14 protein-coding genes and 2 pseudogenes are annotated in these 20,615 nt (G+C 68.1%); 10 read left to right on the forward strand and 6 right to left on the reverse strand.

All coding sequences use genetic code 11. The annotated features are described in order from the left end of the window. The first annotated feature begins 174 nt into the window (after positions 1-174). Both ACFYZ3_RS28880 and ACFYZ3_RS28885 read left to right on the forward strand, forming a co-directional pair. Entirely contained in the window at positions 175-1,731 is a 1,557-nt protein-coding gene (locus tag ACFYZ3_RS28880; protein ID WP_388523556.1) for an FMN-binding glutamate synthase family protein, read from the forward strand. Positions 1,732-2,482: 751 nt separating this feature from the next. Further along, complete coding sequence (locus tag ACFYZ3_RS28885; protein WP_388523559.1) at positions 2,483-3,343, forward strand: MBL fold metallo-hydrolase; 861 nt, start codon at positions 2,483-2,485, stop codon at positions 3,341-3,343. 99 nt (positions 3,344-3,442) lie between these two features. On the opposite strand, the gene ACFYZ3_RS28890 is transcribed toward ACFYZ3_RS28885, so the two are convergent. After that, positions 3,443-4,972 (reverse strand): glycoside hydrolase family 43 protein, encoded by a 1,530-nt coding sequence (locus ACFYZ3_RS28890; protein ID WP_388523562.1) that lies wholly within the window; start codon positions 4,970-4,972, stop codon positions 3,443-3,445. A gap of 603 nt (positions 4,973-5,575) precedes the next feature. Between ACFYZ3_RS28890 and ACFYZ3_RS28895 the strand changes: the two genes are divergently transcribed. After that, positions 5,576-6,301, forward strand: coding sequence for a glycoside hydrolase family 11 protein (locus ACFYZ3_RS28895; protein ID WP_388523565.1), 726 nt, complete (start codon positions 5,576-5,578; stop codon positions 6,299-6,301). Between the two features lie 526 nt (positions 6,302-6,827). Here ACFYZ3_RS28895 and ACFYZ3_RS28900 read toward each other — a convergent pair. Both ACFYZ3_RS28900 and ACFYZ3_RS28905 read right to left on the reverse strand, forming a co-directional pair. Beyond that, entirely contained in the window at positions 6,828-7,394 is a 567-nt protein-coding gene (locus ACFYZ3_RS28900) for a hypothetical protein (RefSeq protein WP_388523568.1), read from the reverse strand. A gap of 351 nt (positions 7,395-7,745) precedes the next feature. Further along, entirely contained in the window at positions 7,746-8,420 is a 675-nt protein-coding gene (locus ACFYZ3_RS28905; protein WP_388523570.1) for a TetR family transcriptional regulator, read from the reverse strand. A 421-nt stretch (positions 8,421-8,841) separates the two neighbouring features. Here ACFYZ3_RS28905 and ACFYZ3_RS28910 point away from each other — a divergent pair, with 421 nt between their 5' ends. Next, entirely contained in the window at positions 8,842-9,777 is a 936-nt protein-coding gene (locus tag ACFYZ3_RS28910) for an oxidoreductase (protein WP_388523573.1), read from the forward strand. Between the two features lie 28 nt (positions 9,778-9,805). Here ACFYZ3_RS28910 and ACFYZ3_RS28915 read toward each other — a convergent pair. After that, positions 9,806-10,027: pseudogene (locus tag ACFYZ3_RS28915) on the reverse strand (SGNH/GDSL hydrolase family protein); the annotation flags it as partial. A 496-nt stretch (positions 10,028-10,523) separates the two neighbouring features. Between ACFYZ3_RS28915 and ACFYZ3_RS28920 the strand changes: the two are divergent. From ACFYZ3_RS28920 to ACFYZ3_RS28930, 3 genes are all read left to right on the forward strand, one after another. Then, a complete protein-coding gene (locus ACFYZ3_RS28920; RefSeq protein ID WP_388523576.1) occupies positions 10,524-12,299 on the forward strand; it encodes a SpoIIE family protein phosphatase in 1,776 nt (591 codons plus the stop codon). A gap of 1,108 nt (positions 12,300-13,407) precedes the next feature. Further along, on the forward strand, positions 13,408-13,770 hold the full coding sequence (locus tag ACFYZ3_RS28925) for a beta/gamma crystallin domain-containing protein (protein ID WP_388523579.1): 363 nt from the start codon (positions 13,408-13,410) through the stop codon (positions 13,768-13,770). 53 nt (positions 13,771-13,823) lie between these two features. Then, positions 13,824-14,767, forward strand: a protein-coding gene (locus ACFYZ3_RS28930) for an IS5 family transposase (RefSeq protein WP_385960704.1) whose coding sequence is annotated in 2 segments (ribosomal slippage) — positions 13,824-14,271 and positions 14,271-14,767 — 945 coding nt in all. Because the reading frame shifts where the segments join, the coding sequence is not laid out codon by codon here. Positions 14,768-14,782: 15 nt separating this feature from the next. Here ACFYZ3_RS28930 and ACFYZ3_RS28935 read toward each other — a convergent pair. Together ACFYZ3_RS28935 and ACFYZ3_RS28940 are read right to left on the reverse strand one after the other, a co-directional pair. Next, the gene (locus ACFYZ3_RS28935) at positions 14,783-15,082 is read right to left on the reverse strand and encodes a hypothetical protein (protein ID WP_388523583.1); all 300 of its coding nucleotides are present in this window, start codon (positions 15,080-15,082) and stop codon (positions 14,783-14,785) included. Positions 15,083-15,639: 557 nt separating this feature from the next. After that, a complete protein-coding gene (locus ACFYZ3_RS28940) occupies positions 15,640-16,014 on the reverse strand; it encodes a hypothetical protein (RefSeq protein ID WP_388523758.1) in 375 nt (124 codons plus the stop codon). A gap of 81 nt (positions 16,015-16,095) precedes the next feature. On the opposite strand from ACFYZ3_RS28940, the pseudogene ACFYZ3_RS28945 reads away from it, so the two are divergent. The 3 genes and pseudogenes from ACFYZ3_RS28945 to ACFYZ3_RS28955 all read left to right on the forward strand — a co-directional run bounded on the left by ACFYZ3_RS28945 (position 16,096) and on the right by ACFYZ3_RS28955 (position 19,806). Beyond that, positions 16,096-16,858 (forward strand): annotated as a pseudogene (locus tag ACFYZ3_RS28945) (transposase). Between the two features lie 879 nt (positions 16,859-17,737). Then, positions 17,738-18,838: an FAD-binding oxidoreductase gene (locus ACFYZ3_RS28950; protein WP_019359437.1), complete on the forward strand. Its 1,101-nt coding sequence runs from the start codon at positions 17,738-17,740 to the stop codon at positions 18,836-18,838. A gap of 134 nt (positions 18,839-18,972) precedes the next feature. Next, positions 18,973-19,806, forward strand: coding sequence for an aldo/keto reductase (locus ACFYZ3_RS28955; RefSeq protein WP_388523586.1), 834 nt, complete (start codon positions 18,973-18,975; stop codon positions 19,804-19,806). The last annotated feature ends 809 nt before the right edge of the window (positions 19,807-20,615 follow it).

The following is a 20,615-nucleotide window of genomic DNA, read 5'->3' on the forward strand; positions in this document are numbered from 1 at the left end:
CACTGTCAGGACCTCGGCCGCCCCGGGCCGCGTCTCCTCCCGTCCACCGCCTAACATCGCACTGCGTTCCGCAACGGACACCGACACCGACGTCGGCCGTGCACCGCTGCCCGCACGGCAGGACGACGTCCACCGTCGGCGCGGGCGACCGGCCGTCGACAAGGGGGAAGAATCATGCGCGCCCGGAGCATCGGCACCGCCGCCGCAGCGGCACTGGCCCTGGTGGCCGCCCGCGACCTCGTCCAGAAGAAGCACGCGCTGCTGCGCAACTTCCCACTGGTCGGGCACGCCCGGTACCTGCTGGAGACCATCGGGCCGGAGCTGCGGCAGTACATCGTGACCTCCAACGAGGAGGAGCGACCCTTCAGCCGTGACCAGCGCACCTGGATCTACGCGTCGGCGAAGGAGGAGAACAACTACTTCGGATTCGGCACCGACGTCGACGTCGAGCACGTGCAGGGACGCGCGTATGTGAAGCAGCGCACGTTCGCCGACCGCCTCCCCGAGACGCACGGCCGTCCGGACCTCCCCGATGCCGTGCCGTCCGCCAAGGTCCTGGGGGGACCGCGCGGCCGGGCCAGGGCGTTCCGGCCGAACAGCGTGGTGAACATCTCGGCGATGAGCTTCGGTTCCCTCTCCGGCGCCGCGGTCACGGCCCTCAACAAGGGGGCGGCGCTGGCCGGGACGATGCAGAACACGGGCGAGGGCGGGCTGTCCCCTTACCACCGCAACGGCGCCGACCTCGTCCTCCAGATCGGCACGGCCTACTTCGGCTGCCGCGACGAGGACGGCGGCTTCGACCTCGCCAGGCTCAAGGACGTGGTCGCGGGCGCCCCGGTCAAGGCGATAGAGATCAAGCTCTCCCAGGGTGCCAAGCCGGGCCTGGGCGGGATGCTGCCCGGGGCGAAGGTCACCCCGGAGATCGCCGAGATCCGGGGCATCCCACAGGGCAAGGACTGCGCCTCCCCGTCGCGCCACACCGCGTTCGGCGACGTCGACTCGATGCTGGACTTCGTCGAGCTGATCGCCGCCGAGACCGGTGTGCCGGTCGGGATCAAGAGCGCGGTGGGCGAGATGGAGTTCTGGCGCGAGCTGGCCACACTGATGGCGCGCGGCGACCGCGGAGTCGACTTCGTGACGATCGACGGCGGCGAGGGCGGCACCGGGGCGGCGCCGCTCACCTTCACGGACTCGGTGTCGCTGCCCTTCCGGATGGGATTCTCCCGGGTCTACGGCACCTTCGCCGAGCTGGGACTGACCGACGACCTGACGTTCATCGGCTCCGGCAAGCTCGGCCTGCCCGACAACGCCGCGGTCGCCTTCGCCCTCGGCGCCGACATGATCAATGTCGGCCGTGAGGCGATGCTGTCCATCGGCTGCATCCAGTCGCAGAGGTGCCACACCGACAAGTGCCCCACGGGTGTCGCCACCCAGAGCCCGTGGCTGGCCCGCGGACTCGACCCGGAGTCGAAGGCCACCCGCGCCGCCGTGTACCTGCGCACCCTGCGCAAGGAGCTGACGAAGCTCTCGGCGGCCGTCGGTGTCGCCCACCCGGGGCTCATCACGCCCACGGACATCGAGATACTCAACGGCGACTACGACGCCCGTACCCTGGCCGCCGTCTACGGCTACAAGGAGGGCTGGGGCGAGCTCGGCCCGCACCTCGCCGACGAGATCACCGCACTGCTCACCGCCGAGCCGGGCACTCCTGGGGACGTCAGGGGTGTCTGACGTCGGCCGCGTGGGGGATGCCTGCGCCGGTCAGGGACGGGGAGAGCGTGTCACCGGGCCACCGCCCGGCGCGGGCCGGCAATCCGCCGAAAACGGTTACCGAGGCCGACCCGGTGTCGGCCGCACCGGGCGGTGCTGGACAAACTGAGGGCCCGGGGCGAGGCAAAAGGGGGGGGCGCTGACCGGGCGGCCCCGGCCGTTGCGGCAGACAGTGCACCAAGCTGCACGTTCATTCCGATGCTCAGGGCATCCCGCTCGCCGTCGCGGTGTCCGGCGCGCGAACATGCATGACGGCCTCACGCCCGGGCCGTTCATCCGCGGCACACCGCCATCCGTTCCCACGGCGGACCACGGCGGACCACGGCGGCGCCGGCCCGTCGAACGCCGCGCGAACAAGGCGTACTTCTCCGCCGGACACTTCGGTCGTCACCGCTGGACGATCGGTCCGTCGCCTGACTCTTCGGCTCCGCCGCCGCACCGCCCCGTACGAACGAATGGGCTCGCACCCCCCCTCGCCTTCGAAGAAGTCGCCGACCTCGTCGACCTCGTCGACGACTTCCGCTGCTGAAGAAGCCCCCGTGGATGGCCTCGCAGTGGGGGGCGCCATCGCGCATCCCCGTCCGTCGTGTTGATGTGCGTCACACCCTCTGGCAGGGTGACGCTGCAAACCGGGCAGGGACTTCGACCCTGAGCGGGACCAACGACCCAGTGCCGGTCAAGACGCGGCCGCAGTCTTCAAACGGGAGGGCCCATGCTGAAGCAGGTCGCCGAGGGCGTACTGGTTCACCAGAGTGAGTTGCTCGAGAACAACACCGTTGTCGTGCATGGCAGGGACGGCGTGCTACTCGTAGACGTCGGGATTACCGGCGCCGAGATGACCTGCCTGGCGAGCGACCTTCGTGAGCTGGGCCGGCCGGTGGTGGCAGGCTTCTCGACGCATCCTGACTGGGATCACGTGCTCTGGCATGCCGAACTTGGCGAAGCGCCTCGTTACGGCACAGCCCGCTGCGCGGCGTTCATGCAGGACGTGTTGTCGAACGCGGACTGGAAGGCCGGCGTCGCCGAGGGACTGCCGCCGGAAATAGCCGAGGACACACCGTTGGCCTTGTACGGCCTCATCACTGGCCTGCCTGCTGAAACCGCGCTGCTTCCCTGGGACGGCCCCAAGGTGCGGATCATTGAGCATACGGCGCATGCCCCGGGCCACGCGGCGCTGTTGATCGAAGAACGGCGAGTTCTCATCGCCGGAGACATGCTCTCCGACGTCTTCGTTCCCATGCTCGACGACACCGACGACCCGATTGAGGACTACCTCGTTGGGCTGGGAGTGCTCGAAGGCGTAGCGGACGACGTCGATGTCCTCATCCCCGGACACGGATCCGTCGCCAGGGACCAGGAGGTACGCGCAAGGATCAAACTGGATCGAGCGTACGTGGAGGATCTGCGTGACGCCCGGGTTTCCAGCGACCCGCGGGTCGTATCGCCCAAGCCCGGCTGGGAGTGGGCAAGCGGCATTCACGAAGGGCAGGTCCGAAGCCTGGCCCGGGCAGGCGAGCCCGAGGGGACGCCTGACCAGAGATCCGCTTCCGCCACGGGACGACCCTGCCAGTGAACCGTTGCCGGGAGTTGGGCACCACGCCGGGGCGGTATCGGGACGAGACAGCGGGGCGGCCCGCCGACGTCGGAACAGACCGAAGACCGCTCACGGGCGTCACACGGACGGTGCCGGGGCGTACTCGAACCAGTCGAAGGCGACCGCGCCCTCGGTGGCGTACATGCCGATCACACGTCCGGTGAAGCCGCAGGCGACCTCGGTGGAAAGGTAGCGCCCGTCCAGCTCGGCGAGCGGCTGAGTGTCCGGGGCATCCGGGTCGCCGAGCCCGAAGGCGATGGTGTCGGGTCCCGTGGTCCCTCCGTCGGTGAGTTCGGGAGACGCGGGAACGAGGCCTGACGTCCGGATGGTCACGGTGAGATGCAGCGGCCCGGCCGGGACCGGTCGGCGGGCCACGGTCTGGCGCAGCGGCCCGATCCGGGCGACGACACGGACTTCCCCGCCCCCGACCTCCACCTCGTAGTGGTGGGCCTCGTCCAGGCGCACGCAGAGACCACCGCGTCCTGTATCCGGGTCGATCAGGGCAGTGACGCGGCAGTCGTGGTGCTGCTGGCGCCGCCCGACAAAGGTGTAGCCGGGGCGGTCGAGGGCTGGGCCGGTGGCGCTGAGACGCAGCCAGCCAGGCTGCTCGGTGAGCGACCAGGAGCCTTCCTGGCGGGCGAACGGCGAGATCCAGTGCGGTGCGAGGGCTGGCCCGTCGAAGTCGTCACGGGTGGACGGGGCCGGAAGGGGGTGCCAGGCACCACCCGGGGCCGCATGGCTCACAGGAACGGCCGCGACGACGGGCCATCCGTCCCGGTCCCACTCCACCGGGGTCAGAAACGTCTCGCGACCGAGCACGTGCACGTCGGGCGTGAAGCCGCGGGGGCGGACACCGAGCAGCACCATCCACCAGCTGCCGTCGGGAGCCTCGACCAGATCGGCGTGGCCCGTGTTCTGGATGGAGCGGGCGGTCCCGCTGTGGGACAGCAGGGGGTTGGTGGGCGCGCCTTCCCACGGGCCGCGCGGCGAGCGGCTGCGGGCCACGGACACGCTGTGACCGCGTTCCGTGCCGCCCTCCGCGATCAGCAGGTACCACCAGTCGCGGATGCGGTAGAGGTGCGGCGCCTCGGGGTACTTGAGGCCGCTGCCCGACCATGTGGCGAACGGCTTTTCCAGCACCTCGCCCGTTACGGGGTCGATCCTGGCCATGTTGATCCCCCCTTCGGGGCCTGAGAAGGCACACCAGCAGGTGCCGTCCTCCTCCCATGCCAGGTCGGGATCGATTCCGGTCAGGTCGATCCACACGGGGTCGCTCCAGGGCCCTTCGGGCCGCTCGGCAGAGACGACGAAGTTGCCTCCACCGTCGACGTTGGTGTTGATGACCCAGTAACGGCCGTCGTGGTGACGGATGGTCGGGGCGTAGAGGCCTCCGGACGCCTTGGCGCCGGGAAGAGGCAGCGGCAGTTGCCCTGGCCGGTCGAGCACGTTGCCGATCTGCTCCCAGTGCACAAGGTCCTTGCTGTGGAAGAGCGGCAGTCCGGGGAAGTACTCGAAGCTGGAGCAGACCAGGTAGTAGTCGTCACCGACCCGGCACACGCTCGGATCGGGGTGGAACCCGCTGATCACCGGATTGTCATACATGTGCATGTGAGCGTCTTCCCCTCGAGCAGCCGGGTGCCGAGAGTCTAACCAGCGCACCTGGCCCGCTCGCAGCAGACGCCAGGCGAGACCCAGCTCGGGACGTGCTGCCCGGAGTTGCCGGGAGCAACGCTTGCGTTCCCGAACGTAGGTCTCATCGCCCACCGCGAAGCGGGCGCCGGACGGGCCTGTCGCAGTAAGCAGGAGCTTCGGCAGCGCCGGTCCAGCGGTGTCAACGCCCGTACCGCCCAGGCCATTCGAAACTTTCGGACACTGTGTACATGATTGCGAGATGCCTCTCTCGTATCTCGTCTCTTCTCTCGCGTCGATTCACGTGAGAGGTGTCATGACCAGCAGAATAGTGGCCGCCAAGCCCTCTTCTTGCAGGGGGAAGATTTCCGAAACTCTGCCGAAACTGTTGACAGGAGCATGGCGTTCTACGAAAGCTGTGGCCCACCGAACGACAGGAGGCCGTCGGTTCGCTCACGTCACGTGGCCGAGTACGGCGTCGGTTGTCACGGCGCCGTGACCGGGCGGCCCGCCCCGTGGTTCGGGCAAGGCCGCGGGCGGCAGGAGCCGCCCGCCCCCCACCAGCCTTCATCGGGAGAACGCATGCAGCAGGACGGCACGCAGCAGGACCGGATCAAGCAGAACCCCGCCCCCCACAACGGAGTGAGCCGCCGAGGCTTCCTCGGCGGCGTCGGCACCCTCGCGCTCGCTACCTCGTCCGGGCTGCTGCTGCCCGGCACCGCCCACGCCGCCACCACCATCACCACCAACCAGACCGGCACCGACGGCATGTACTACTCGTTCTGGACCGACGGCGGCGGCTCCGTCTCCATGACGCTCAACGGCGGAGGCAGCTACAGCACCCAGTGGACCAACTGCGGCAACTTCGTGGCCGGCAAGGGCTGGAGCACCGGCGGACGCAGGACAGTCCGCTACAACGGCTACTTCAACCCGTCGGGCAACGGCTACGGCTGCCTCTACGGCTGGACCTCGAACCCGCTGGTGGAGTACTACATCGTCGACAACTGGGGCAGCTACCGGCCCACCGGTACGTACAAGGGCACCGTCTCCAGCGACGGCGGTACCTACGACATCTACCAGACGACCCGGTACAACGCCCCTTCCGTGGAAGGCACCAAGACCTTCCAGCAGTACTGGAGTGTCCGGCAGTCGAAGGTGACCAGCGGCTCCGGGACCATCACCACCGGCAACCACTTCGACGCCTGGGCGCGCGCGGGCATGAGCATGGGCCAGTTCAAGTACTACATGATCATGGCCACCGAGGGCTACCAGAGCAGTGGAAGCTCGAACATCACGGTCAGCGGTTGACCTCCGTCCGGCGATCCTGATTCGGCAAAGCCCGGTGGTTGGCGCGGAGCGGCGGCCGGCCCCTCCGCGCCGGCCATCGAACGGCGTGGTCAGGAGAAGCGTTGTCAAAGCCCGGTCCACGGCGGGGGATTGCCGCCCGTGAGAATGAAGAGGACGCGGGAGAAGACCGGACGGGGGAGGCCGGCCCCGCAAGCGGGCAGATCGCGGGTCGGTCGGGTTCCTCGCGATGTCAGATACCAGTACTGGTACGTGAGCGGTTCGCATCCGGGAGCACCGTGGAGTCGGCGAAGCCGTCGGAGCGGGGCTTGTTCGGGACTCGTGACATCAGCCGGTGTGTGCCCTCAGGACGAAGCACGCCGCGCAGCCGGCGCGTGGTGACGATGCGGCTGTTCACCCCTGGTTGGGCGTCAGGTGGTGGACTCCTCCCTGAGTTTGCGGGAGAACGCCGTCGCGGACGCGCGTGTGGCCTGCTCCACGATGCTGATGCCGACCTCCTGGGTGCTGCAGTTGTTGAGGAGTACCGCCATCAGATAGACGCGACGCGACCGTCGCGCTGTGTTCGACCGATGCTGTTGACGTCCCATTTCCTGGTCTGAGTCCGCTTGAGCCACCCGTTCTTCAGTGCGGTCGTGCCCGAGTCGGCCGCTGCGGACAGGCCCCAGGTCTGGCTTCCCACGACGTGCCGCATCAGATCCTCCTTGTAGGCACGCGACGCCTCGCTCAGCGGCGACTTGTCGCCGAACACGGACTGGAGCAGGCGTATCTGATCTTCCGCTGTGGTCGGGGTGATGCCCCAGACGGTCCCATCACCGCCCTGTGTCTGGGACAGGCCCAGGCGTTCGTTGGCCGAGTCGAGCCCGGGGGCACTGCCTACCCGGGCCAGAGCCGGTTCGAGGTCGAACGGCTTCTGCGTCGAGGTGGGCGACGGCAGCGGTTCTGGCGACTCCGCAGACGCCTCGCCTGCCTTCGCCCGGGCCGAGACGGCCGGTGGGGACGGAGCCTTCGCCCGGGCGGGAGCGGAAGAGTCACCGGAGTCGCTCCCGGTGATGGCATAGGTCGCGCCGCCGCCGACCAGGATCACGACCGAGGTCACGGTCCACGTGATGCGGCGTCGCCTGTCGAATCAAAATTCGAGGTCCCCGGCGCCTCGGGGCCACCGAGCCGAGGCGTGCGTGTCGGCGCCCAGCCGGGCGAAGGCAGCGTTCACCCCATCCGGGCGAGTCCGGCGACTCCGACGAGTCGGCCTGCGGCCCCAGGGTGTCCATCGGCATCGACCGGCACGGCAACACCGGCGGCGGCATTGTCCCCGACTTCGTGATCCGGGTCCTGAAGCGGATCAGCGTCCGCGCCGGCAGCCCGCTCACCAGCGGGTCGATGCCTGCGAGCACAACGCCACGGCGCGTCGGCCGCCGCGGTCTGGCTCACGGCTACTGCCTGGAGGGGCTCAGGCGGAGGCGCGGGCGACGGTGCCTGCCGTGAGCGTGGCCAGCATCTCCTGCAGGGTGGTCACGAAGTCCAGCTTGAACGCGGTGAGTAAGGGGTCGGCTTCGTAGGCGGCGAGCATCGCCGGGGAAGGTCGTGCGTGTGTCCATACGGCGCCGATGGCCATGATCATGGCTGCGGTCAACTGCGCTGCGCTGTTGCCCAGCTCAGGAAGGTGCCGGCGGGCCAACGCCGCGATGTCGGCGACGTTGGCCACGGCTGCGCGCTTATAGCGGGCGGCCGCCTGCGGGGAGACGTTGTGCTCCAGTACGCCCGCCTGCGCGCTCAGCAAGTCACACAGGACCTGGCGTTGGGCGAGAGAGGCCGCGATGACGGCGGCGAACTGCTCTGCACGCCGGCTCACCGGAGCGTCCTGGTCGATGCCGACGTGCGCAAGGGCAGGCAAGTCGGCAACCCACTGTTGCCAGGCACGGTCGAGCAGCTCCAGCAGGATGGCCTCACGCGATTCGAAGTAGCGCAGCACATTGGACTTCGCCAGCCCGACGCGGCGGCTCAGCTCGTTCAGGCTGACCTCGGCGATGGGCATCTCCTCGAGCATGGCGGCGGTGGTGTCGAGGATGGCCCGGCGCCGTATCTCACGCTGCTCCTCACTGCGCGCGCGCTGGAAGTTCGTCATGCCTCCAGATTACAGACTGTCGGTCTTTTGACATCAGACCGGCGGTCTTCTACGTTTGGTCCCAGCCGAACAGACCGCCGGTCTGAAAAGAAGGGGGCAGGTCTTGGGCAGCGCACCAGGACCGGCACCCGTCACCGACGAAGTCGTCAACAGGGGCTGTCTCGACGTTGCCGACCGGCTCTGGGCGGTCGGCACGACCTGGCGCGGCGGCAGCCCGGGAGAAAGCCGGCGATTCCGACGCCTCGTCGACAGTGGGGCGACCCGGTGCCGCCGGTGCCTTCAGCGGTATACGCCCGGACATCATCCAAGTCGTCGTCGACGCCGCCTTCGCCGAGGGCATCCCGGCATGCTCTTCCATCCCGGTGTCGCCACCCTGCCGAGCGCCGCATGACCGAGCACACAATCAAAGATTCCGAGGAGCGTGACGACAGTGAACCACTGGACCCCCGGCGACATCCCCGACCAGACCGGCCGCACCGCGCTGATCACCGGCGGGAACAGCGGGATCGGACTGGAGACCGCCCGCGCGCTCGCCCGGCACGGGGCCCGCGTGATCCTGGCCGGCCGCAACCGGACCAGGCTGGACCAGGCCGCGGAGGCTGTACAAGCCGCGACCCCCGAGGCCTCGACGGACACTCTCGTGCTCGATCTCTCCGACCTTTCCTCCGTCCGCGACGCGGCGACTCGAATCGCCGAGACCGAGACGGTCGACCTGCTCTTCAACAACGCCGGCGTGATGAACCTGCCCGAGCGCCGAACCACCCACGACGGCCTCGAGATGACGGTCGGCACCAATCACCTCGGCCACTTCGCCTTCAACGCCCAGGTCTGGCCAGCCGTGCGCCGCTCGCCCGCACCGCGGGTGGTCACCGTCAGCGCCGTCGCGGCGCGGTGGCCGATGGGCAGGCTGGACGACCTGATGAGTGAAAAGAGCTACCGCGCCATGGGCGCCTACGCCAAGTCCAAGCGCGCCAACATCGTCTACACCCTCGAACTCGCGCGCCGCACCGCAAGCAGCCCCGTCGAGGCATTCGTCGTGCATCCGGGGTCGGCGATGACCAATCTGCAGCAGCATGGCACCGGCCCCCTGAGCCGCATGGTGACCCCGATCGCCGCACGCCTTCTCATGGGCTCGGCCGAGGGTGCCGCCTGGCCCTCCCTGTATGCGGCGACCAGCCCGGACGTCCAGTCGGGCTGGTTCATCGGCCCCGCCGGACGCGACCAGACTTCCGGCACCCCCAGACCCGCCAAGCTCCCCACAGGCGCCGACGACCCCGCGGAGGGCAGGCGGCTGTGGGCGGAGAGCGAACAACTCACGGGTGTCCCCTTCGACATCGAAGCCGGGGCCGCCATCTAAGTGATCCCCGACGGCGCGCCGGAACCGGCTACGCGTTCCGGGTCGAGAGCCAGGTGTCGATGACCTCGGCCACAAGGGTGGCGCCGCGGCTGTTCTGATGGATGCGGTCGGTCGTGAGCACTGGACCCCGGCGCCGCGAGATCGTGTCGAGGCTGCGGTGCAGCAAGGCGCGCCGGACGAGGACACTGACGCTCGCTGCGGGCGTCGGGTCCCGGTAGGGGATCGGCGGCGGGTCCGCCTGGCACAGTTCCCGGTGGTTCGCCGAACTCACGCAGAAAAGGCTCAAACGCGGCGTCCACCGCGCGGTGTTCGTGGACGGCGGCGAGCGGGCCGGCGACGGGATGACGACGTCGGGGATGCCGGTGTCCGGGACGACGACGGTCTGCGCCCTCAACAACGGGCATCTCGCCGGGCACGGCACCCACGACGAACTCGTTGCCGCCCGCAGCCGGTACGCTGCCGTGTTCGCCACCCAGGCCGCAGCGTACGCTCCGGCCCCGAGCATCCCGATCCACACTGCGCCGTCCGTCTCGGACCAGGTATGCCTCGCTTGGCCGAACCGCCGCCACATCTGCACGGTCGACCATGTTCTGCGCACCGTGCCGCGAGGCTGGCGTGCCGTCGCGTGCGGTCGACGGCCACGCCGTACGGGCTGCCACCGGTGGATCATCGTGCGTGTCTCCACTGACGGGCCAGGTGTGCATGGAAGAGTCGCTTTCCATGCCGGTCATGAGGAGGGCAGAGCGATGCGGAGACACGGCCCCTCGACACCCGATGGACCCGCTCCCGCGGACGGGCCGGAGCATCGGCCCGCCGTGCTGGACTCACTGGCCTGCGCCGCATACCTGGCCGACGGGCAGGGCATCATCACTGCCGTCAATCCGATGGCCGAGCAGCTTCTCGACCGGTCGGCTGCCGAACTCCTCGGACAGGACGCGCATCAAGCGCTGCACCGGAACGCCCTGGGCCAGCCGGCGCCGAGAAGCGAGTGCCCGATCCGCAAGGCCGCTCTGGCGAACCGCACCACGCAGGGCGGCGAGCTCTGGTTCGAGCGGGGCGACGGCTCAGTCGCACCTGTGGCATGGCTGGTCACCGGGTTCGACGACGGCAGCCGGCAGGGCACGGTGGCGCTCTTTCACCCGCTGGACGACACGGAGGCCGGCTCGCTGCAAGACCCCCTGTCCGAGCTGGAGCGCCTGGCGTTGTTCGCGGAGCTGACCACCCAGCTCACCTCAACGATGGACGCCGAGGAGGTCACGAACCGGCTGGTGCGTCTGCTGGTGCCGCGGCTGGCGGACTGGGCGGTCGTCGACCTGATCACTGAGGCGGGCGAGGTGTGGCGCCGTGTCGTCGTCCATGTCGAGGACGGCGATCTGAAGAACCAGGAGCACCTCGTCGGGCCCATGCCGGCAGTCCCTCAAGAATCCCAGCTCCCTCTCTCGCGCGCTCTGAGGGGCGCCGCGTCCGCGCTGGCGGGCCCCGAGACCTATCAGGGAGAGCCGGACTCGGGAATCGCCGTGGAACAGGGTCGGCTCTTTGCGGCCACGGGCATCCAATCCGCCATCATCGGCCCGATCCGCGGTCTCCGGGACGTGTTGGGCGCGCTGACTCTGGGCCGCTGCGAGGAATCGCACCCTTTCACAACTGCCGATCTGCCCTTGTTGGAAGAGATCACACGGCGGGCCGGGCTGGCACTGGACAACGCCCGTCTCTACGAGCGGCAGCGCAAGGTGTCGGAGACGATGCAACGTCATCTTCTGCCGCAGCTGCCGCGTGTGCCGGACCTGCAGATGACAGCCCGCTATGTGCCGGCACCGGACGCCTCCCAGGTGGGCGGCGACTGGTACGACGCGTTCGTCCTGCCCGACGGCGCGACCGCTCTGGTCATCGGGGACGTCGTCGGACACGACTTGGACGCAGCGGCCGACATGGCCCAGCTGCGGAACATGCTGCGCGCCTACGCCTTCTCCCAGCAGAAACCGCCCAGCAAGATCGTCGAATGGCTGGACCAAGCCGCCATGCAGCTGTCCGGAACCGACATGGCCACCCTCGTCCTGGCCCGGCTCACGAACGTCGGGTCCCTCGGCTGGGAGCTGACCTGGACCAACGCGGGCCACCCACCTCCACTGTTCATCACCCGCGAGGGGGTGACCCAGTACCTCACCGACGGGCACGGCATGCTCCTCGGGACCGGCTTGTGGGAGCCACGTCCGGACGTATCGCTGCTCCTGCCACCCGGTGCCACACTGTTGCTGTACACCGACGGCCTGATCGAGGAGCCTGGTGCGTCACTCGACGAGGGCCTCGACCGGCTGAGCCGGCAGGCCGCTGCCCTCTCGCACCACTCGCTGGACACCTTTACAGACCAGCTACTTGCCCGTGCCCGCCCCGCAGCCAACGAGGACGACATCGCCCTTCTCGCCCTGCGCACCACGGACAACCGTGAACGGCCTCGGTCCTCCAGCCGTTCTTCTCTCAGAAGCCCTGGGCCGGGTGAGGATCGCTCGGTACTCGCCGGCTGAAAGGGCAACCAGTACTCCAGTGCCACTTCGCCATCTTGTAGGAAACCCTGGCCGGGTGGTGGTCGGCTTCTCCTCGCCCGCCGCCCTGAACGCCCGCGATGTGGCTCCCGCGCGGCGCTCCCAGCACAGTAACAAGCGTTCCCAGCCCCGGCGTTCTCGGCCGGGAGGTTGACCGTGCCTGCCGCTGTTGCGCGGCCTCGTCGTACGGGCGGACCGAAGCAGGCGTCTTGATCGCTGTCGGACCTGCTGATTGGCCGGCCGGTGTGCGTGCGGGGGAGGAGGCTTCGCTCCGAAGGACCTTCACGCGGCGGAGTCGTTCTTGCAGACGCTGAGGCCGTTGCATCACATGGGGCAGTGTCGGCTCGGAAGTACGCGCCGTCGCTGTTTGGCTCGATGGCTGAGCCGGGCTGTGGGCCGGGCACCGCGGGCGCTGCGCGGTATCCGGATCGCCTGGCGCGCCACCACTGGGCCTGGGTGGAGTGCGCAATGACCGTGCCTGCCTGATCCGTCGGCAGTGCGGGCCGCGACCGTACAGGGGGAAGGGCCCGCGAATTCCGCTGACTACTTTGATCAACCAAGAGTCCCTGAGTTGCACCCGTGTCACCGGTGGTGTGTCTTCCCGTGTCGGCGGATCTCCCGCCTCCTGCATTTGTCCGCATGCAGACGTTGCGGCTTGAAGCACCGACTGTGGTGAGAGCGTGTCTCGCTTGGTGACCGTCCACCATCGGCTTCAGTCCTTCGCTGCCGGGGTGTTGTCGGCCAAGGCGCCGACGAGCGGAGGCAGTCTCTTTGTGTCCGACAGGACATGCGGCTGGAAGCCGGTCCCCCGTGGTCCACGGGACACGGACCTGTTTGTTCGCCCATGTCGAGCCCAACGTCGCCTCACCACGTCCCTCGGAGGGGGCCACGGTGGTGCAGTCCGGGTCCGATGCGAGGGGGCCCAACGCTCGTACGAGCGCGGTCAGGGTGGTGTCGAGGCGCTTTTGAGGATCAGATGAGATCTGACAGGTATGTTTCATTCGATATCAGCCATGGTCGGAGAAGTCATGCCCTCTCATTCCAACGCCAGGGCACACACCGTCAGGAGGCAAACATGAGGCGAAGGACCGTGAAGAGCAGACTCGGCGTGACGGCTGCCGTGATCACCGCTGCGTTATCCCTGGCCATCGGAGTCACCGCGCCGGCCCACGCCATCAACGAGAACTCCTTCATCGTCTGCATGTTCGACGCGCAGGGTGAGTATCTCTCTCTGGGTATCCGCAACGACAACGGTACTGGCACATACCGGTGCTTCGCCAACGCAGGCCAACTCGACCTGCGCCAGTCCGGTGTCGAGCGCTTCAGCAGCGGCAACAACGCCGGGTACATCGAGTACGAGCCCGGCGACGGCTATCTGTACCGGCACTACTTCGGCAAGTGGGAATCGGAAACCGCCAACTACATCACAGTGACCAAGATCGTCATTTACTAGGAGCTGTCCGGCCGATCATGTGACCGTCGCCTGATCTGCTCGTTGGTTCGGGCATGGAGCGGGGAGAACGCGGTGACCTGTCGGATGCCGAGTGGGAACGACTGCGGCCGTTCTTGCCGGTGAGCAACGGTCGGTGCGGGCGGTGGCGTGATCACCGACAGGTGATCGACGGGATTCTTCACCGGGTTCGGACGGGGGTGCACTGGCGTGATCTGCCGGAGCGGTTCGGGCCGTGGAAGACGGTCTACGAGCGTCATAGGCTGTGGTCGGCTGACGGCACGTGGGAACGGCTGCTGCAACAGGTCCAGGCCGCGGCGGACGCGGCGGGCGAGATCGATTGGGATGTCGCGGTGGACTCCACCATTGTGCGCGCCCACCAGCACGCGGCCGGCGCCCGCACCGACCCGCCGTCGGCCCTCGTGAACTCAAAGGGGGACGAGGCGCTGGAACACCAGGGCGAAACTTCGTGGCAGAGCCTCGCTGGCCGACTGGTGGAGGTGGTGCGGGAGGCGAGGGCCTGGGCCGCTCGCGCGGCGGCTTCACCAGCAAGATCCACCTGAGCGCGGACGGTTTCTGCCGTCCGTTGTCCCTGATCGTCACGCCGGGGCAGCGGGCCGACTGCACCCAGTTCGTTCCGGTGCTGGAGAAGATCCGGGTTCCGCGGCTCGGGCCGGGCCGGCCCCGCAAGAAGCCCGACAGCGTCGCTGCCGACAAGGCATACAGCAACGGCCCTTGCCGTCAGTACCTGCGGCGGCGCGGCATCCGGCACGTGATCCCGGAGAAGGCCGACAGCCAAGTTGTCCGCCTGCGCAGGGGACCGCGAGGCGGGCGGCCACCCGGTTTCGACGAAGAGCGGTACAAGAAGCGCAACACTGTCGAGAGGGCCATCAACAAGCTGAAGAACTCTCGCGCCGTCGCGACCCGTTACGACAAGCGCGGCTACGTCTTCCTCGGCACCGTCACCACAGCCGCCCTGGTGATCTGGCTCCGCACCTGACCGCGTGTCATGACATCAACCCACCGAGGCACCCGGCGCAAGCACCAGGCCGGCTGCCGCGATGAAGTCCTCAAGGCTGATGGTGCCGCTGCCGGTGCCATCGTCCCATTCGATCAGGAGCCCCGAGCGGCCTTCGTTCCAGGACTCCGGACTGTCATCAAAGTCAGGGCCGGGGTGCCACTCGACGCTGCCCTCGCCATGCCGGTATCGGAGACACAGGTACTGGCCATCTGACGTCCAGGCGTCCCACTGCGATGGGAAGGCAGAACACGTCTGCACGACCCGCGTCAGTTTTCGACCTTCATCCGTACCCATCCGACGATGGTCGCGCAGCACCAGGCGCCCGGCAATCGACTTCGATCTCAAGCAACAGCCACACGCACGCCATCAATGATCGGCCGGACAGCTCCTAGGCGTTACGAGCGGGGTCGGGATCCACTGGAAGAGGAGCAAGCCACCGCGCCACACGTGTCCCTGGCCCCGCCTGGCAGTTCCAGTTACTGATTGTTTCAGAATTCTAGGAGTGTCGGCTCACGATTGAGTTGGCGTATGAAGCCGGGTCGTGGACCAACCTGCAGGCGCCGTCTCCTGAGCCTTTCCAGAAGGGGAAGGGTGTGCCGGTAGGTTGCTGACCAGGTGATGCCGGTGCCGCCGTGGGGTGCTCGGGCCACGTCCACAGACCCCCGATGAGAAGCGAACAACCCTGCGGCCTGTTCGTAGCTGAAGCATCCAGGAGCGCGGCGTAGACGAGAGCAGTAGGCGCCGATGAGTGCGAGGTAGCAGTTACACCAAGGGACGACACCCAACAAGGCTAAAGGCTGTCCCGTAACCACGGCCCATCCCCGCGGGCGGGGCACTCCGCGCTCCCGGGGCTACCCGAAGATGAGCTCGACGTCCTTGTCCATGCAGGACCGCAATACGGTGATCAAGTCCCTGACGTCTTCGATGCGCCGTCGGATGACAGGGTCGCTGTCGTCAGACTGTCGCTGGTCGAGAATCGCTTCCAGCCGGGGCAGCATGGCCGCGCATTGAGCCGGCGTCAGGTCGGGGCCGTCGTCGTCTGGATGGTTGAGCAGTGGCGCCAGCGTGGTGGAGACACTGCGCCACTGGCGCTCTCCGCCGAACCCGTTCATTTCGGTGAGGGTGAACCCCTCGGCCTGAGCCAACCACTTTCTGAACATGCTGAAGCCGGTGTATGACCAGGAGACGTCCGGACTTGCCACGTCGTCGTCGCCCGGGAAGAGCATCAGTCCCACCTTGTCCCCCTTGGCTGTTCGTAGCCCAGGATCGCCGTGAGGAAGAGTGCCGGCAACTGAAATGATCTCCGGATGGCCGGCGTGATCACGGCGTCGGAGCCGTCCTGGATAGCCCCGTTCACCGGGCTGAGCCCACCGCTGTTTCGGCAAGCTGGTGACGGCTGTGCGCCGCGAAACTGCGGCCAAGGAGCAGCGCGGGCGCCCCTGGAGGCTGCCGCTGGAGGACCGCATCCTGTTGGCGTACTGGCGCACGAACTTGACCATGCGCCAGCTCGCCCCACTGTTCGGCATCTCGAAGTCGGCGGCCGACCGGATCATCGACCATTTCGGGCCCCAGCTCGCGCTCCAGCCACGCAAGCGGTTCGCGAAGGACACCGTGCTCATCGTGGACGGCACTCTGGTCCCCACCCGGGATCGCACGATCGCCGAGCAGTCGAAGAACTACCGCTACTCCACAGCCCACCAGGTCGTCATCGACGCCGACACCCGGCTGGTCGTCGTGGTCGGCCGTCCTCTGCCCGGCAACCGGCACGACTCCCGCGGTCGGGAGGAATCCGGTGCCAAGGAGGCCGTTGGCAAGACCGTGACCATCGCCGACGGAGGCTACCAGTGCACCGGCCTGGTCATCCCGCACCGCAGGGCCAAGAGCGAGGACCTGCCCGCCTGGAAGGAAGAACACAACCGCTCCCACAAACGCATCCGGGCCCGCGTCGAGCACACCTTCGCCCGCATGAAGAGCTGGAAGATCCTGCGCGACTGCCGCCTCAAGGGCGACGGCATCCACTACGCCATGCTCGGCATCGCTCGCCTACACAAGCTCAACCTCGCTGGATGACAGGTGAGTGCATGCAGCGGTCGACTATGTCAAAACCGACCTCAAGATCAGTCACGGGACAACCTTTTAGAAGTTGTTTTCGATCTCGGAGCGTCTGAGGTGTGACTGAGCGCGATAGCTGGCCCTTGATCGCGCCAGCTGGCCGCAGAGCGCGCGATGGCCCGCTTGACGTCGTCCTGAGTGATCTGACGAGGCGCAGGCCGGGAGTGGGCGACTTGGCACCTGGCCGCCCCGGGCCTCGTGGGGCTCGGCATGTCACGCCCACCCTGGACCGGACCAGGCCACCGAGGCCGCACTTGTCCTGCCGGTAGCCCTGAACTCTGTCGTTTCCCCGTCCTGATGTACGACTTCGCCTGGCCGGTGACTGGCGTGCACAGACCTCCCCCTCGCGCACGCTACGGGCTGGCCAGAGCACGGGGAACGACACGATGAGCCTGGACTCTGATGTGCAGGATGTCCTGGCTGCGGAAGCTGCCAAGCTGATCATGATGCAAGGTCATTCCGCACCCATCGCTCCGATTGCCGTCACCACGTCCGGCGGGTCGACATCTCGGCCGAGCGGAACCCCTGCAGCCCGCTGGTCTGGACAGCGACGGAATCGCCAGCCGGCCGATGTACTGCTCAGACTCCTCCTGCCGTGCCTTGACCGGACGTCCGACCCGCGGCTCTCCGCCGGTGGGTCACGATCGTTGTCCGAGGTGACCGGTTGACATATTTCGTACCGGTGTGAGGCTGGAGGAGGCAGGGTTGCGCCGCCAAGTCACGTAGAACTGGCAATGCTCATGGGGTCCAGTCACCCACCCGTTCGCGGCGGCGACAGATGAACTTAGTCCCTGGCCCGCAGGGGGACGGCTCCGGGACGCGAAGTGAGGCGATCGAATGGACCGGGTTCCCGAGGTGGCCGTGGTCGGGGCCGGCATCGTCGGACTCTGCACCGCCTACGCACTGGCCGAACGCGGAACGGCGGTGCGGGTCTACGAGAGCGGCGTTCCAGGCCACGGGCAATCCGGTGGCCAGTCCCGCATATTCCGCCACGCGCACGACGACGCCCGCCTGGTGGAATTCACCCGGGAGGCCCGCGCCGTTTGGGACGAGTGGGCCGACCGGTTGGGCGCAGAGCTGGTCTCCCGGGACGGAGTGGTCGCACTGGGCAGTACCGTTCCTGGGAGACTGCGCATTCTGCAGGATGCCGGCGGCATACCGGCCCGCACCGTGGACAGCGCCGAGCTTCACGCGCGCATGCCGCTGCTCGCCGACTACCGCGGTCCCGCGATGCTCGATGAGGGCGGCGGTGCCATCCGCACCCGTGCCGCGGTCGAGCGGCTGGCCGATGCGCTGGGTGACTCGCTGGTCACCGATGAAGTCATCTCGCTGTATCCGACGGGCCGCGGCACGGTGGAGGTGGTCAGTAGCGTCGGCCGCGAAGAGTACGCGACGGCCGTGGTGTGCGCGGGCGTGGGCACCGCGCGGCTGGCGCGCAACGTGGGGCTTTCGCTGCCGGTACAGCCGGCAGCCCACGTCCGCCTCACCTTCCAGGTCAGGGGAGCGCCCCCGGAACGGGTCGCCTGCCTGCAGGACAGCAGCGGCGACTTCGGTGAGGTTGGCGTCTACGCAGCCCCTTACCCGGGCAACAGCCGGTACGCGGTGGGTCTCAGCGAAACGGTCGAGGTGCGGGAGGACGGCAGCTTCGCGGACGCCGAAGCCTTGACGGCACTCAGTGACCGCGCCCGCGCGTACATCTCCCACGCATTGCCCGGCCTTGACCCCGAGCCCGTCGAGCGCCTCAACTGCTGGGTGACAAGCCTGCCGTGGAGTGAGGACGGCATGGCGGTCTGGGAAGCCGACAGAATCTTCTTCGCCGCCGGGCACAACCTCTTTAAACAGGCACCTCGACTGGGACGGGCCTTGGCCGGCGCGGCCATGGACGATGAACTCGAGGAGAACCTGCGGCCGGCGGCAGCACTCGGCCAGCCCCGCTGAACGCCCCAACAGTCGGCGCATCCTGCTCCGACGACGTGGTACCTACGTCGGTGATCGCGGTGCCATCCGATGCGCGATCGTGGTGCTGTTGGTGGTTGGCAGTCTTTGGCCACCGTTACATCCAGGAGGAAGCCATGGCGGATCCGAGGACGGTCATCCTTCCTTGCGGGGTTGCGGTCACGGTGCTCGGTCAGGGCACCTGGGGTATGGGGGAGGATCCCGGGCGCCGCGCGGCCGAGGTGTCGGCCCTGCGCGCCGGGCTGGACCTGGGGATGACCCTCGTCGACACCGCGGAGATGTACGGGGACGGCGCGGCGGAGGAAGTGGTGGCCGAGGCGGTGGCCGGACGGCGGGACGAGGTCTTCTTGGTCAGCAAGGTGCTCCCCACCCATGCGGACGCCGGTGGAGTGGCCGAGGCATGCCGGGGGAGCCTGCGTCGTTTGCGCACGGACCGGATCGATCTGTACCTGCTGCACTGGCGTGGAGCCGTGCCGCTGGAGGAGACGGTCGAGGCATTCGAGTCCCTGGTGCGGGAGGGTGCCATCCGCTCCTGGGGAGTGAGCAACCTGGACGTGGATGATCTCGCGGATCTGCCGCCCGGAGCCGGGCCGCAGACCGACCAGGTGCTGTACAACCTCAGCCGTCGAGGGCCTGAGTACGGTCTGCTGCCCAGGTGCCGTGAACTGTCGATCCCCGTCATGGCGTACTCGCCGGTCGAGCAGGGCCGTCTGCTCGGCCACCCGGCGTTGCGGGACGTGGCAGCTGCCCACGGTGCGACGCCCGCGCAGATCGCCCTGGCCTGGGTCCTGCGGCACGAGGACGTCATCGCGATCCCGAAGGCGTCTTCCCGCGCGCACGTCGAGGAGAACAGAGCAGCTCTGGAGGTGGACCTGACCGCCGAGGACCTCGCGACGCTGGACCGGGCGTTCCCGCCGCCGGAGAGCAAACGGCCGCTGGAGATGCTGTGACACCCCTGCAGCGTGCCCGACCGGGCTCCGCCCGGAGCCGGGTGGCCCGACCTCACCGGTGGCGGCAGAGGGCGTCGCACTGTTCCTGCAAACGCGGGCATTTTCCGCAACGCCCTTGGACTTCGCCGAGACCGTCCGCCAGCTGCTGGAAGAGGGCTGGACGATCGAGCCGGAGGACCTGGCGCGCATCTGGCCGTACCTGACCGAGCACATCAATCGGTTCGGTGAGTACTCCACACATGAGCTCGGTATCCAGCCCGAGGTGTCCGACCGAAGCTGGACGTGGACTGCACTCCGCTGCGAGAGCAGGACCTCACGGCGGCCGGCTTCGGTCAGACCGCCTGACTGGCCGGGGCCGGGTCGTCGCCAAGGCCACCCAAGGATCGTGATGACCTGGGACGAGCGCCTGGGCATCATCTCCAACCCGAACACCCACAGAACTTGGTCAAGTCCTGTTCGGGGTCGGCGCGGCCGTTAGAGCGGAGTCCAGAGAGTCGCCGCCTGGTCCACGAATCGGACGCTGGTCACCCGCGGACTGCGTTTGCACGTGAGGCGAAGCCAGGTGACGGTGGAGACAGCTCGAACACTTTCACGGCGTCGAGCCACTTCGCCCCGGAGAGGAACACGCGATGAACGGCAAGGCACTGACGTTGAGCGGCCTGGCTGTGGGCGGCGGGGCAGCGGTGATGATCCGCCGGTGGAAGGGTGAGTCGAGCGGGGCCGCCAGCGGGCACAGCGATCGCTGGCACACGGTAACGATCAACCGTCCGTCGGACGAAGTCTCTGCGAACGGACGGCTCCCCGAGCCG

This window comes from Streptomyces sp. NPDC001599 (genome assembly GCF_042893535.1).
Classification (GTDB): domain Bacteria; phylum Actinomycetota; class Actinomycetes; order Streptomycetales; family Streptomycetaceae; genus Streptomyces.